General features: G+C 68.4%; 11 protein-coding genes. 1 reads left to right on the top strand and 10 read right to left on the bottom strand.

Going from position 1 to position 13,945, the window contains the following annotated elements; translation table 11 throughout:
- Positions 1-31: 31 nt before the first annotated feature.
- Positions 32-1,318: an MFS transporter gene (locus ILP86_RS05710; protein ID WP_242868666.1), complete on the top strand. Its 1,287-nt coding sequence runs from the start codon at positions 32-34 to the stop codon at positions 1,316-1,318.
- Here the strand turns inward: ILP86_RS05710 and ILP86_RS05705 are convergent.
- The 10 genes from ILP86_RS05705 to rsmI form a co-directional block, all read right to left on the bottom strand.
- Positions 1,297-2,190: a TatD family hydrolase gene (locus tag ILP86_RS05705; RefSeq protein WP_193761567.1), complete on the bottom strand. Its 894-nt coding sequence runs from the start codon at positions 2,188-2,190 to the stop codon at positions 1,297-1,299. The genes ILP86_RS05710 and ILP86_RS05705 overlap by 22 nt on opposite strands.
- A 3-nt stretch (positions 2,191-2,193) precedes the next feature.
- Positions 2,194-3,786 (bottom strand): methionine--tRNA ligase, encoded by a 1,593-nt coding sequence (gene metG, locus ILP86_RS05700; RefSeq protein ID WP_193761566.1) that lies wholly within the window; start codon positions 3,784-3,786, stop codon positions 2,194-2,196.
- Positions 3,787-3,825: 39 nt separating this feature from the next.
- A complete protein-coding gene (locus tag ILP86_RS05695; protein WP_193761565.1) occupies positions 3,826-5,367 on the bottom strand; it encodes a molybdopterin-dependent oxidoreductase in 1,542 nt (513 codons plus the stop codon).
- Positions 5,368-5,386: 19 nt separating this feature from the next.
- The gene (locus ILP86_RS05690) at positions 5,387-6,556 is read right to left on the bottom strand and encodes a glycoside hydrolase family 1 protein (RefSeq protein WP_046749724.1); all 1,170 of its coding nucleotides are present in this window, start codon (positions 6,554-6,556) and stop codon (positions 5,387-5,389) included.
- A 41-nt stretch (positions 6,557-6,597) separates the two neighbouring features.
- A complete protein-coding gene (locus tag ILP86_RS05685; protein WP_058632395.1) occupies positions 6,598-8,325 on the bottom strand; it encodes an ABC transporter ATP-binding protein in 1,728 nt (575 codons plus the stop codon).
- Positions 8,322-9,236: an ABC transporter permease gene (locus ILP86_RS05680; protein WP_046749725.1), complete on the bottom strand. Its 915-nt coding sequence runs from the start codon at positions 9,234-9,236 to the stop codon at positions 8,322-8,324. Before ILP86_RS05680 ends, ILP86_RS05685 begins: the two co-directional genes overlap by 4 nt.
- Positions 9,233-10,213, bottom strand: coding sequence for an ABC transporter permease (locus tag ILP86_RS05675; protein WP_046749726.1), 981 nt, complete (start codon positions 10,211-10,213; stop codon positions 9,233-9,235). The genes ILP86_RS05680 and ILP86_RS05675 overlap by 4 nt, the downstream gene beginning before the upstream one ends.
- Positions 10,210-11,889, bottom strand: coding sequence for an ABC transporter substrate-binding protein (locus ILP86_RS05670; protein ID WP_046749727.1), 1,680 nt, complete (start codon positions 11,887-11,889; stop codon positions 10,210-10,212). The genes ILP86_RS05675 and ILP86_RS05670 overlap by 4 nt, the downstream gene beginning before the upstream one ends.
- Before the next feature lie 118 nt (positions 11,890-12,007).
- Positions 12,008-13,114 (bottom strand): LacI family DNA-binding transcriptional regulator, encoded by a 1,107-nt coding sequence (locus tag ILP86_RS19900; RefSeq protein WP_061015092.1) that lies wholly within the window; start codon positions 13,112-13,114, stop codon positions 12,008-12,010.
- Positions 13,115-13,116: 2 nt separating this feature from the next.
- Entirely contained in the window at positions 13,117-13,944 is an 828-nt protein-coding gene (gene rsmI, locus ILP86_RS05660; RefSeq protein WP_127012466.1) for a 16S rRNA (cytidine(1402)-2'-O)-methyltransferase, read from the bottom strand.
- Position 13,945 lies beyond the last annotated feature (1 nt).

Below are 13,945 nucleotides of genomic sequence, written 5' to 3'. Positions count from 1 at the left end.
CGATGTCCCCCCTCCTCAGTAGTCTTCTCTGGTGCCTTCCCTCGGAGAACTCGTCGCGCCCCGTCGCATGGGCCGCGATTTCCGATGGTTGCTCGCGTCGTCGTGGACGAGCAACGTCGGTGACGGCGTCGCGCTCGCGGCCGCTCCCCTGCTGATCGCATCGATGACCTCGTCGCCGATCCTGGTGGCGGCCGGCGCGATCCTGCAGTTCCTCCCCTGGCTCCTGTTCGGCCTGCATGCGGGAGCGATCGCCGACCGCTTCGACCGACGCCGCCTGGTCATGTTCGCGAACGCCGCCAGGGCTGTCGTGCTCCTCGCACTGTGCGTCTTCCTGATCACCGGCGTCGCGAACATCTGGATCGTGCTCGCTGTGGCCTTCCTCTACGGCACCGCCGAGGTCTTCGTCGACACGGCGGGCAGCACGCTGCTGCCGATGCTGGTGAAGCCCGCCGACCTCGGCATCGGCAATGCACGCCTGCAGGCCGGATACCTGGTGGCGAACCAGTTCGCCGGTCCGCCGCTGGGCGCCTTCCTGTTCGCCGCCGGCACCGCCTGGCCGTTCCTGCTCGAAGTCGTGTGCGTCAGCCTCGCGGTCGTGCTCATCTCCCGCATGGCTCGCACCCCGGTGCCGCCGCGCGCGACCGACGAGCACACGCCGGTGCACACCGACATCGCCGAGGGGCTCCGCTGGCTGTGGCGCAACCCGCCCGTGCGCATGCTGGTGCTCATCATCCTGGTGTTCAACATCACCTGGGCGGCGCCCTGGGGTGTGCTCGTGCTCTACGCGACGGAGCACCTGCAGATGGGCGCGGTGGGCTACGGCGCCCTCACGACCGCGTCCGCGGCCGGTGGCATCCTCGCGACGCTCAGCTTCGGCTGGTTGGAGCGACACGTCTCCTTCGCCACCCTGATGCGTGTCGTGCTGTCGCTCGAGGTGCTCATGCACCTGGCGTTCGCCCTCACCACCGTCGGATGGGTCGCGCTGATCATCATGTTCTTCTTCGGGGCGTACGCGTTCGTCTGGGGCACGATCTCCACGACCGTGCGACAGCGTCTGGTGCCCGCCGAGCTGCAGGGCCGGGTGGCCTCCGTGAACATGGTCGGGGTGTTCGGCGGCATGGTCGTCGGGCAGGCGCTCGGCGGCGTGATCGCCCAGGTGTGGGGACTCACCGCGCCCTGGTGGTTCGCCTTCGTCGGGGCGGCCCTCACCCTGCTGCTGGTGTGGAAGCCGATCTCGCAGATCGTGAGCGCGAAGCCCGTCGCCGAGACCGGGCCCGAAGACGTGGAACCCGAAACTCAGTCGGCGAACGAGCCGTAGACCCGCAGGGTGTTCTCGGCCAACTGGGCGCACAGCTCGTCGACCTCGATGTCGAGCTCGGCGGCCATGAAACGCACGGTGATCGGCACGAGGTAAGGCGCGTTCGGGCGGCCCCGCAGCGGCACGGGAGTGAGGAACGGGGCATCCGTCTCGACGAGGATGCGATCGAGCGGCGTCACCTTCAGCGCATCCCGCAGGTTCTGCGCGTTCTTGAACGTCACGTTGCCGGCGAACGACAGGTGGTAACCGGCGTCCGCGCAGAGGCGGGCCATCGCGTCGTCGCCCGAGAAGCAGTGGAACACCGTGCGTTCCGGGGCGCCGACACGGGAGAGCGTCTCGAGCACGGCCTCATGCGCGTCGCGGTCGTGGATCTGCATCGCGATGCCGTGCTTCTTCGCGAGCGCGATGTGCGCCTCGAACGAGGCGAACTGCGGCGCGCGGCGCTCGGGCTCTGTGCGGAAGAAGTCGAGCCCCGTCTCGCCGATCGCCCTGGTGCGGGGGTGCGCGGCGAGCTCGTCGATCACCTCGATGGCCTCGTGAAGGCCCACGCCACCCCGCAGGCCCTCTTCCGCGTACGTCGGGGCATCGTTCGGGTGGATGGCGACGGCGGCCAGGACGCGGGGATCCGACTCCGCGGCCTCAACCGCCCACCGGGACGACTCGATGTCGCCCGAGGCCTGCACGACGCCGGCGATGCCAACGGCCGCCGCGCGGTCGAGCTGCTCGGTGAGGCTCAGCGGCTCGTCGCCGTCGACGATCTCCAGGTGCGCGTGGTTGTCGTACACCGGAACGGCCAGCGGCTCGGGCGCGGCGGGATACCTCAGATCCTTGCGTCCGTCACCGTCACGGCGCTGCACATACGTACCCGACATCGCTCAGGCCGCGGACTCCACCCGCGGGAACAGCGGCGCCAGGCCGTTGACGCTGGTGCCGGGGCGCAGCACGCCCCAGGCTCCGGCCTCGCGGATCGGCTGGTCCTGCAGACGGCCCAGGGTCTCGGCGGCGCCGAGGGCGATCCACAGCTTCTCCGTCGACTGCGGCATCACCGGCGAGAGCAGCACGGCGAGCGCACGCAGCCCCTCGGCACAGGTGTAGAGCACGGTGGCGAGACGCTCGCGCTGTTCCTCGTCGCCGCTGTTCGCCTGCTTGGCCAGCACCCACGGCTCGTTCGCGGTGATGTACCCGTTGAGCGCGTCCACGATGGTCCAGATCGCCGAGATCGCCTCGTCGATGCGGAAGTTCGCGATGGCCGCATCCGCGTTCGACGCGGCATCCGCCACGATCTTCTGGATCGCGAGGTCCTTCTCGGTGTATTCGGCCGCCGGCGGCACGACACCCTCGAAGTACTTCTCGATCATCGCGGTCGTGCGCGAGGCGAGGTTGCCGAAGCCGTTCGCGAGCTCGGCCTGGTAGCGAGCGGACAGGTCCTCCCACGAGAACGAGCCGTCCTGGCCGAAGGCGATCGCTGAGAGGAAGTAGAAGCGGTACGCGTCGGAGCCGAAGACATCGGTGATCTCGGTCGGCGCGATGCCGGTGAGCTTCGACTTCGACATCTTCTCGCCGCCGACCAGCAGCCAGCCGTGCGCGAAGACGCCCTTCGGCACGTCGAGTCCCGCCGCCATCAGCAGCGCGGGCCAGATCACGGCGTGGAAGCGCAGGATGTCCTTGCCGACCACGTGGTACGCCGGCCAGCGGCGCGCGAAGGTCTCCTCGTCGGAGCCGTACCCGACGGCCGTGGCGTAGTTGAGCAGCGCGTCGACCCACACGTAGATGACGTGCGACTCGTCCCACGGCAGCGGGATTCCCCAGTCGAAGGTCGAGCGGGAGATCGAGAGGTCCTTGAGGCCCTGGCTCACGAACGACACGACCTCGTTGCGCGCCGAGTCGGGGCGCACGAAGTCGGGCTGGGTCTTGTACAGCTCGAGCAGCCGGTCCTGGAACTCGCTGAGCTTGAAGAAGTAGTTCTTCTCCTGCAGCAGCTCCAGCGGCTTCGAGTGGATGGCGCAGACCTTCAGGCCCTCGAAGGGTCCGGTGCCGTCGACGATCTCCGACTCCGGCTTGAACTCCTCGCAGCCCACACAGTAGAGCGCCTCGTACTCGCCCGCGTAGATGTAGCCGCGGTCGTACAGGCGCTGGAAGAACGTCTGCACGTTCGTCTCATGCCGCTCCTGCGTGGTGCGGATGAAGTCGTCGTTCGCGACGTCGAGGGTCTCCAACAGCGGGAACCAGCTCTCGCTGACGAGCTTGTCGACCCACTCCTGCGGAGTGACCCCGTTCGCCGCGGCGGCGCGCAGCATCTTCTGACCGTGCTCGTCGGTGCCCGTCAGCATCCAGGTGTCATCGCCCGCCTGGCGGTGCCACCGTGCGAGGGTGTCGACGGCCACCGACGTGTACCCGTGACCGATGTGCGGCACGTCGGAGGGGTAGTAGATGGGCGTGGTGATGTAGAAGGAATCGCCTGCGGGCATGGAGCAATTCTAGGTGCCGCACGAGAGGTGGTTTCGCGCTCAGGCGACGGAGACGTCGATGCGGTGCCATCCCTGCGCACCGTCGGGTGCGGGGGCGGCCGGATCCGAGGTCTGCGTCTCGCCGTCGGCGCTCAGCGCCCGGCATTCGATGGTGTGCGAACCGCTCTCGGCGGTCCAGTCGAGGCTCCACTGCACCCACGTGTCGGCGGAGATCGCGGTGGCGAGATCCGCCCTGCGCCATGGCCCTTCGTCGATGCGCACCTCCACCCCGGCGACCCCGACATGCTGCTGCCACGCCATTCCCGCGATCACCGCGTCCCCGGCCGGGATCGACTGTCCGCGGCGCGGGACGTCGATGCGCGACTGCAGCTTGATGGGCCCGCGGTCGGACCAGCCGCGGCTCGTCCAGTACGCCGTGGCGCGGTCGAACCTCGTGACCTCCAGCTGCGTGACCCACTTCGTGGCCGACACGTAGCCGTACAGCCCCGGCACCACCATCCGCACCGGGAAGCCGTGTTCGATCGGCAGCGGCTCGCCGTTCATGCCGATCGCGAGCAGAGCGTCCCGATCGTCGGTGAGCGCCTCGAGCGGCGTCGACGCCGTGAAGCCGTCTGCCGAGGTGGAGAGCACCATGTCCGCTTCCGCGTCGACGCCCGCACGCGCGAGCAGCTCGCGGATCGGCAGCCCCAGCCAGCGCGCGTTGCCGATGAGCGATCCGCCCACCTCGTTCGACACGCAGGCGAGCGTCACGTCCGCCTCCTGCAGCGGCATGGCGAGCAGTTCATCCCAGGTGATGCGCACCTCGCGATCGACCATGCCGTGGATGCGCAGCGACCAGTCGGCGGGGTCGACCTGAGGGACGATCAGTGCCGTGTCGATGCGGTAGAACTCCGCGTTCGGGGTCACGACCGTGGCGAGACCGGGGATGTCGAGCTCCGCGCCGGCAGGAACCGCGGCCGCGGTCTCCGCTGCCTTCGGAAGCCGCAGGGCATCGCGGACCGCCTCGATCGATCGGCTCGCTCCGCGCGCGACATTACCGACGATGAGGGCGATGGCACCCGCTGCGGCGACTCCGGCGGTCCACATCAGGAACCGCCTGCGGTCTTCACCGTCGGGGGCAAGGCCCGCGACCGGACGCAGTCGAGCGACGAGGAGACGCAGCATTATCACCGCGACGAGTCCGGCGACGAGACCCGGGAGCCAGGCGAACGGTCCAGCGCCCGGACGGATCATCGCGGCCACGACCGCGAGCACACCGAGTGCGCCGAGGATGACCGCTCCGATACCGGACCGTCGCCGCTCCAGGATGCCGGCGAGCGCGGCGACGACCACGAGCACCAGGGCGATGCCCACGATCAGCGCCACCTTGTCGCCGGTGCCGAAGAGCGCGATCGCGGTGTCCTTCGCCCAGCTCGGTGCGAGGTCGATGAGTCCGCTCCCGATCACCGCGAACGGGCTCGCACTCGGCTCGACCACAGCGGCGACGAGCTCTGCCAGCCCGACGGCGAGGAACGACGCGCTCAGTCCGGCCGCAGCCGAGCGGAGCGTGTCGTCCCTCGTCGCGTGCTGCGCGTTCGTCATGACCCGAGGGTAACCCCGCTCAGAGCCCGTTGCGCCGCGCGACCTCTCCCAACCAGGCGAGGGAGGGCTTCGGGAACCGCTCGAAGGTCTCGTGGTCGAAGCCGATCAGCCCGAACGTGGGCCGGAAGCCGCTGGCCCACTCGTAGTTGTCGAGCGCGCTCCAGTGCTGATAGGCACGCACATCGACGCCGTCGGCGATCGCGCGGTGCAGGCCTTCCAGCGCTCCCTGCGTGTAGGCGACGCGTCGGGTGTCGTCGGCGGTCGCGATGCCGTTCTCCGTCACGAGGATCGGTACCCCACCGCTGCGCTCCCACGCGCTGCGCACGCCCAGTTCGAGCGCATCGGGGAAGAACTCCCAGCCTGTGAGCGTCGTCTCGACGTCGTCCGACACCGGACGCGGACCTTCCGGGCCGATGAAGGTGCGGGTGTATGCCTGCACGCCGACGAAGTCGTCTCCGGCCGACTGCTCCAGGTACCAGTGGTCGCGCGGGTCGCCGTACGTGGCGAGCATCTCGTCCGCTCCCGGTTCTCCGGTGGAGTGGAACGCCTGCGTGGCGATGGTCCATCCGGCTTTGACTCCCGGCACCGAATGCAGGATCTCGGACGCGCGGTGGTGCGCGTCCAGCAGGGTGTCGGCCACGGCGAGGTCGGGGTTCGGGAGGCCGTAGGCGACGAGGTTCGCGGCGTCCTCTCCCCCGGCCAGCATCGCGGCGATGTTCGGCTCGTTGATCGTGCACACGTAGTCGACGCCGTCGAGGATCGGCAGCACGGTCTCGACGTAGCGGGAGAACAGATCCACCGCGTCGTCCGCGCGCCAGAAGCCGTCCTTCTGGAACCACTGCGGCACCGTGAAGTGCATGAGCGTGACGGTGGGGTCCAGTCCGTTCTCACGCGCCGTGTCGATCATGCGGCGGTAGTGGTCGAGCATCGCCCGCGAGATGAACCCGCGCTCCGGCTCGATCCGCGCCCACTCGACCGAGAAGCGATAGGAGTTCAGCCCCGCCTCGGCGAGCAGCCGCATGTCCTCCGGGTAGCGGTGGAAGTGGTCGGCAGCGTCACCGGAGGGCTCCACCATGGGCGAGTCGGGAGCATGCTCCATCGCCCACCAGTTGCTCGTGGTGTTGTTGCCCTCCACCTGGTGGGCCGCTGTCGCGGCACCCCAGAGGAAGCCGTCGGGGAATGTGAGCACGGATGCGCTCCTCTCTCTTTCTTGCAGGCGTCGTCCGCGCGTCAGCGGGCGCGGGCGGGGTTCGGCACGGCGTCGAGCAGTTCGACCGTGTACGGGTCCTCCGGATGCTGCAGCACCTGCGAGGTCTCACCGCGTTCGACCACTCGGCCGCTGTTGAGCACGAGGATGTTCTCGGTGACGAGACGCGCGCTCAGCAGGTCGTGCGTGATGTAGAGCATGCTGATGCCCCACCGCTCGCGCAGGTCCTCCAGCAGCGCCAGCACTCCGGCGCGGAGCGATACGTCGAGCATCGAGACCGGTTCGTCGGCGATCAGCACCTGCGGGTCGCTCGCGAGCGCCCTGGCGATCACCACGCGCTGTCGCTGTCCTCCGGAGAGCTGGTGCGGCAGCTTGGCCGCGAACTGCTCGACGGGAGTCAGGCCGACGGTCTCGAGCAGCTCGAACACCCGGGCTCTGGCCTCCGGACCGCGCAGCTTCGTGTAGTTCACGACCGGCCGGGTCAGGGCGTACTCGACCGTGTGCAGCGGGTTGAGCGCCGCGTACGGATCCTGGAACACCATCTGCACGTCCTTGCGCAGATCGCGCAGACCGCGGCGCTTGAGCGTCGCCACGTCGGTGTCCCCGAAGCGGACGGTGCCGGAGGTGGGCTTCTCGACGCCGGTGAGCATCTTGGCGATGGTCGACTTGCCCGAACCCGATGCGCCGACCAGGGCGAGGGACTCCCCCGGTTCCAGCCGGAACGACACGTCGTCGACCGCGGTGACGGCGCTCTGTCCGCGACGCGGTGCCGGGTAGTGCTTCGAGACGCCCTCGACCACGATCGCCGCATCCGCCCGACGGGTGTCGCGCGACGACACGGTCGGCAGGGTCTCGGTGACGTCGGTGCGCGAACGTCCCTCACGACGCCGGGTGCCCGCGTCGAGGAATCCGGGGATCTCGATCTTCTCGGCCCGGGGGTCGGCGTAGTGGCTCAGCAGCATCCGCGTGTACTCGTCCTTCGGGCGTTCCAGGATGTCGATGCTCCTGGCGTCCTCGACGATGTGTCCCTCGTGCATCACCATCACCCGGTCCGTCGCCTCCAGCACGATGCCGAGATCGTGGCTGATCAGGATCGCGGTGAAGCCCTCGGCCCGCTGCAGGTCCTTGATCGTGTCCATCACGGCATGCTGCACCAGCACGTCGAGCGCGGTGGTGGGCTCGTCGAACACCATCAGCTGCGGTTCGAGCGACAGGGCGAGGGCGATCGAGGCGCGCTGGCGCATGCCGCCGGAGAGCTCGCCGGGGAAGCGTGCGAGCACCGAGGGATCGAGGCCCACCTTGCCCACGAGCTCCTGAGCCCTCGCCTCGCGCGCGTCCTTCGGCACGTGGCCGTGCGCAGCGAAGATGTCGCGGAAGTGGTTGCCGATCGTGCGCACCGGGTTGAGCGCGTTCATGCCCGACTGCAGCACCATCGCGAACCCGCCCTGACGCTGACGGCGCAGCTCCTCGGCGTCGAGCTCCCGGATGTCACGTCCTCCGAACAGGATGCGTCCTGCGCTGATCCGTGCCGGCGGCTTCTGCAGTCGCGTGAGGGCGAAGCCGAGCGTGGACTTCCCTGAGCCGGATTCGCCGACCAGTCCGACGAACTCCCCACGGCGGAGGGAGAACGAGACGTCCTCGACCGCGGTGACCGGCGTCGTCCCCGGCGAGGCGTACTCCACCGAGAGGTTCTGCACGTCCAGCAGGATGTCGTTCTCGCGCATGTCGATGTTCTCCGTCATGGCGGTCATCGCCCCTTCCCCTCTCGCAGGCGCGGATTGGAGATGCCGTCCACGCCGAAGTTGATCAGTGTCAGACTGAGCGCCAGCAGGGCGATGCACAGACCGGGGGCGAACAGCAGCAGCCACTGTCCGGTGAGCAGCGAGTTGGAGTTCTGCGCCCAGTAGAGCATGGTGCCCCAACTGACGATGCTGGAGTCGCCGAGGCCGAGGAACTCCAGCCCCGCCTCCGCCAGGATCGCCGCAGTCGCCGCACCGAAGAGGGTGCCCGCGATGATCGAGGTCATGTTCGGCAGGATCTCGCGGAACACGATGCGCGTCCTGCTGTCGCCCGAGAACTGCGCCGAGGTGACGAAATCGTTCCCCCGCAGCGACTGCGTCTGGCTGCGGAGCACACGCGCACCCCACGCCCAACCGGTCACGACGATCACCGCGATGATCATCAGGATGCCGCCGTTCTGCAGGTAGGCGGCGATCACGATCATGAGCGGCAGGCCGGGGATCACGAGGAAGAGGTTGACGATGAAGCCGATCACCTCGCCGAGGAACCCTCGCATGTACCCCCAGCTGAGGCCGATGAGCACGGCCACGATCGTGGACAGGATTCCGGCGGCGAAGCCGACCAGGAGGCTGACCTGTGCGCCGTAGATGAGCTGGCTGAGCACGTCCTCCCCGGCAGCGGTCGTGCCGAGCCAGTGCGCCCAGGACGCATCGGCGTTGCGCTCGAAGCCGTTGTCCTTCGCGCCGTACGGGGCCAGGAGAGGGGCGAACACCGCCACCAGCACGAAGAAGGCGAGGATGCACAGCCCGAGCCGCGCCTTGCCGTTGCTCCAGAGCGTGGCGACCATGCGTCCGAAGGCGCGCCACGGGCTGGGCGCGGCGATGCGCTCGGCGGGGATCTTGACGTTCATGGTGGAGGTCATCGGCGAGTCCTCGGGTCGAGAACCCCGTAGAGGATGTCTACGAGGAAGTTGGCGATGAGCACGCTCACGGTGATCATCAGGAAGAGCGCCTGCATGAGCGGGTAGTCCTGCCCGATCACGGCGTTGAACAGCAGGTATCCGATGCCGGGATAGCCGAAGACCTGCTCGACGAGGATCGATCCGCCCACCACGCCGCCGAGCGTGAGCCCGAAGCCCGTGAGGTTCGGCAGGATCGCGTTGCGGGCCGCGTACCGGAGGGCGATCGTGTGCCCCCGCAGACCGTTCGCCTCACCGAAGGTGATGTAGTCCTCGCCGAGGGTGTTGATCATGGCGTTGCGCATCCCGATGATCCAGCCGCCCAGCGAGGTGAGCAGGATCGTCAGCGCCGGAAGGAACGCATGACTGATCAGATCACCGAGGAACTCCCACGTGAAGCCAGGGGTCGTCGTCGCGGAGTAGGCGCCGGTCGTCGGGAACCAGTGCAGCACGTACCCGAAGAAGAAGAGCAGCAGCAGCGCCGTCCAGAAGTAGGGGAACGTGCTCAGGAACGATCCGGTCAGCGTGGGCAGCGAATCGAGCCACGTCCCTCGGCGCCAGGCGGCCATCACTCCGATGAGCGTGCCGATCACGAACGCGAGCACGGTGACGATGCCGACCAGCCCGATCGTGTAGGGGAAGGCCGTGGAGACCATGCTCGACACCGACTGCGGGTAGAACGTGTACGAAACGCCGAAGTCGAGCCGCACGACCTGACCGAGGTAGGCGATGTACTGATCCCACAGCGACCCGGTCGGAACACCCAGCTGCGCCTCGATGGCGGCACGCGTCGCATCCGACACCGGCCCGTTCTGGGACAGCTTGGCGATGGCGGCATCCGCCGGGGAGCCCGGCATCATTCGCGGCAGGAAGAAGTTCAGGGTGACCGCGGCCCACAGGGTGAGCACGAACAGGCCGAACTTCTGGAGCACGTACTTCACTTGTCGTCCTCCTGCACTCGCTCCAGCCGGGTGAAGATACCCAGCGGCGCGGAGTCGTAGTTCTGCGGGATCATGTACGGGTCTTCCTCACTCGGCCAGCCGGTGAACTTGGCATCGCTGAACAGGCCCCAGATGCCGCCGTAGTAGAGGCCGATCACGGGCATCTCGTCGTAGACGATGCGCTGCAGCTCCTTGACGATCTCGGTCTGGCGAGCGGTGTCGACGGTCTCGCGGTACTCGGCCAGCAGCTCATCGACCTCGGGTGACTTGTAGCGCTCGAAGTTGTTCGCCGTGGCCTCGCCGGACGGCACATAGAACTCGCTGGAGAGCAGGTTGTTGTACGCCTGGTAGATGTCGCCGTTCCCCATGCCGCCGATGGCCATCTCGAAGTCGCCGTTGCTGATCGCGCTCTGATAGCCCGCGGGCTGCGGGAGCTTGAGGGTGACCTTCACGCCGACCGCGGCGAGCTGGCTCTGCACGGTCTGCGCCGCGCGCGTCCAGTCGGAGTAGCCGTTCGCGGTGGTCAGGGCGAACTCGAGCTGCTGGCCGTCGGCCCCGATGAGCCGGTCGCCGTCGAGTGTGTACCCCGCCTCGGCGAAGGCGGCGAGCGCTGCGTCCCTGTCCTGCGTGATCATGCCCTGGTCGGGGATGCTCGGGTCGAGGTACTGCTGCTGGTTGGGCAGGATGAGTCCGGTCTGACCGGCAGGCTTCATGTAGCCCTCCGATGCCGTCTCGGCGATCTCGTCGCGGTCGAGCGAGAGAGCGATGCCCCGGCGCACGTTCACGTCGTCGAAGGGAGCCACCTCCAGGTTCGGCATGAGCGCGATCACGCCACCCGGCGGGAACCACCAGTTGTTGTGCTCGCTCGCCGCGCCCCAGGTGCCCTCGACGTCGGAGATGAAGGAGTAGGCCCAGTCATAGCCGCGGGTGACGGTGTCGAGCTGGGAGTTCGTGGCGGGGAGGATGATGTGCTCGATCTCGATCGAGTCGGCCTGCCAGTAGTCGGGGTTCTTGTCCATCGAGTACTGCTGGTCGTTGTAGTTGCCGAGCACGAAGGGACCGGTGCCGACCGGGTTCTCGTTGCGGTATGTGCCCGGATCCTTCACGTCGGCCCAGAGGTGCTCGGGGACGATCATGGTCTGGCCCAGGATCGACAGCGAGGGGGCGTCTTCGGTCTTGAGGTGCAGCACCACATCGTCGCCCGAGGTGTCGACACTGTCGAGGTGCTGCCACGCACCCTTGATGTCGAGGGACGGGTTGTCCTTGAGCAGCTGGAAGGTGAACGCCACGTCTTCGGGCGTCAGGTCTTCCCCATCGCTCCAGGTGACGCCATCGCGGATCGTCATGACGATGGTGCGGGCGTCGGGCTGCGTCCATTCGGACGCGAGCCAGGGGTTCTGCGTGCCGTCGAGCGGGTTGATCAGGATGAGCGGCTCGTAGATCCACCGGGACGCGGTGCGCGTGTTGGTGAGATACGGGTTGAAGTTCTTCGTGAAGAACGGGTTGCCCTTATCGGCATTGATCAGCATCGTGTCGGCACCGATCGAGGGATCGGGTTGGGATGTGATCTGGATGCTGCAGCCGCTGAGTGCGACCGCCACGGCCGCGAGGCCCACGATCGCCGCTCTGCGCCAGCGCTGCATCACGCGCCCTCTCGGCGTTGTGCCCTCTGACATCTGCCACCTCATGTCGTCTCTGTCATGACCGGCGACCGACGCCGCCTTCCAGATTGTAAGCGCATACATTTTGAGATCGCAACCCCTTGACACCGGCGCGGCGAGCGTTTCCGGCCGGTCAGACGGGGCGCTGCGAGCTCTCGCGGAGCAGGATCTGCAGCGGCAGACGGGCCACCACGGGCTCCGCCTCGGCGTGCTCGAGACGGCGGGCCAGCACCTGCACGGCCGCGCGTCCGAGGTCGATCATCGGCTGACGGATCGTGGTCAGCGGGGGCTGCGACAGGGCAGCGGCCTCGATGCCGTCGAAGCCCGTCACGAGCATGTCGTCCGGTACGTGGACGTCCGCTCCGCGGAACACGTCGAGCGCTCCGAGCGCCATCTGATCGTTCGCCGAGATCAGCGCGGCCGGCGTACCCGTGGCGAGAAGCTCCTCGGCCGCCCTCCGACCAGACGCCCTTGTGAAGTCGCCGCGCAGCACCGTCACGTCGTCGAGGCTCCGCCCCGCCCCCGCCACCGCGGCGGCGAAACCGTCCCAGCGCTGCAGACCGTCGGGAGAGTCCGCCGGTCCCGCGAGGAAGGCGAGCCGCCCGTCTCCCACCTGCCCGAGCACGTGCCGGGTCAGCTCCGCCATGGCCTCGGCGTTGCTCACCGTCACGTGGTCGTAGTGATCTCCGCGCGGCGGGCCGGAGAGCACCACCACGGGGATGCGTCGCGCCAGTCGCGCCAGAACGTCGTCCGGCACGCTGCTCGCGAGCACCATGAGGCCGTCGACCCGACCAGCCATGTCCCGCACCGTGGAACGGTCAGGATCATCGCGGCCGACGCCGACCATCAGTACGAAACCCTGCTTCCATGCTTCGAGCTCGGCGCCGCGCAGCACCTCGTCGAGGAACAGCATCGAGGTGTGCCCGCCGTCGGACTCGGTCTCATCGCGGACGATCGCGAAGGGAGGCGCGTGTTCCTCAGCGGCGGAGAGCGCGTCGAGCGGCGGGGCATCCTCCGCGGCGTCGAAGCCGGGGAAGTACAGCCCGAGCACGCCGGTGCGGCGTTCGGCGAGTCCGCGGGCACTGCCGCTGGGGACGTACCCGAGGGCGGTCACCGCATCGAGCACGCGCTCCCGCGTGACCGGACGCACGGCATCCGGCGAGCGCAGCACGCGCGAGACCGTGGCGATCGAGACGCCGGCCCGATCGGCCACGTCGTACACGGTCGCCGCCTTGCTCACGGTCACACTCCTCCGGAGCGAGCGGCGAGAGCCGCCTGGTAGAGGTCGCGGGAGGAGAGACCGGTGAGGGCGGCGACCTCGGAGGCGGCGTCCTTCAGGCGGACGCCGTCCGCGACGAGCGTCTGCACCTGGGTGAGGGCGTCTTCCGGAGAGGCGTCTCGGCGGGAGGCCCCTTCGACCACGATCACGATCTCGCCCTTGACGCCGTCCTCCGCCCACGCGACGAGTTCGGGCGCAGTGCCGCGGCGTACCTCCTCGTAGAACTTCGTGAGCTCGCGACACACGGCGATGCGCCGCTCGTCGCCGAACGCGGCTCCCATGTCCGTCAACGCACCGGCCAGACGTGCGGGCGACTCGAAGAAGACCATGGTGCGGGGTTCGGCAGCCAGGGCGCGAAGAGTCGAACGCCGCTCCCCCGGCTTGCGCGGCAGGAAGCCCTCGAACGTGAAGCGATCGGTGGGCAGGCCTGAGATCGCCAGTGCCATCAGCACCGCGCTCGGCCCGGGGATCGCGGTCACCGTCACGCCCTGGGCAACGGCCTCGGCGACCAATCCGTATCCCGGATCGCTCACGGTGGGCATCCCGGCATCGCTCATCACGACGATGTCGGTCTCCGCGGCGAGCGCCGCCAGCTCGGCCGCCTTCTGCTTCTCGTTGTGGTCGTGCAGGGCGATCAGGCGAGGTCTGTTGTCGATCTCCAGCGCCTTGAGCAGTCGCTGCGTGGTTCGGGTGTCCTCGGCCACGACGACCTCGGCGTTCTCCAGCACCTCCACGAGGCGGCGAGACGCGTCGCCGAGATTTCCGATCGGAGTGGCGGCGAGGATGATCACC

The sequence above is a fragment of the Microbacterium sp. R1 genome, from assembly GCF_015159725.1.
In the GTDB taxonomy this organism is placed as follows: Bacteria; Actinomycetota; Actinomycetes; order Actinomycetales; family Microbacteriaceae; genus Microbacterium; species Microbacterium oxydans.
This window is presented reverse-complemented; position numbering and strand designations above follow the sequence as displayed.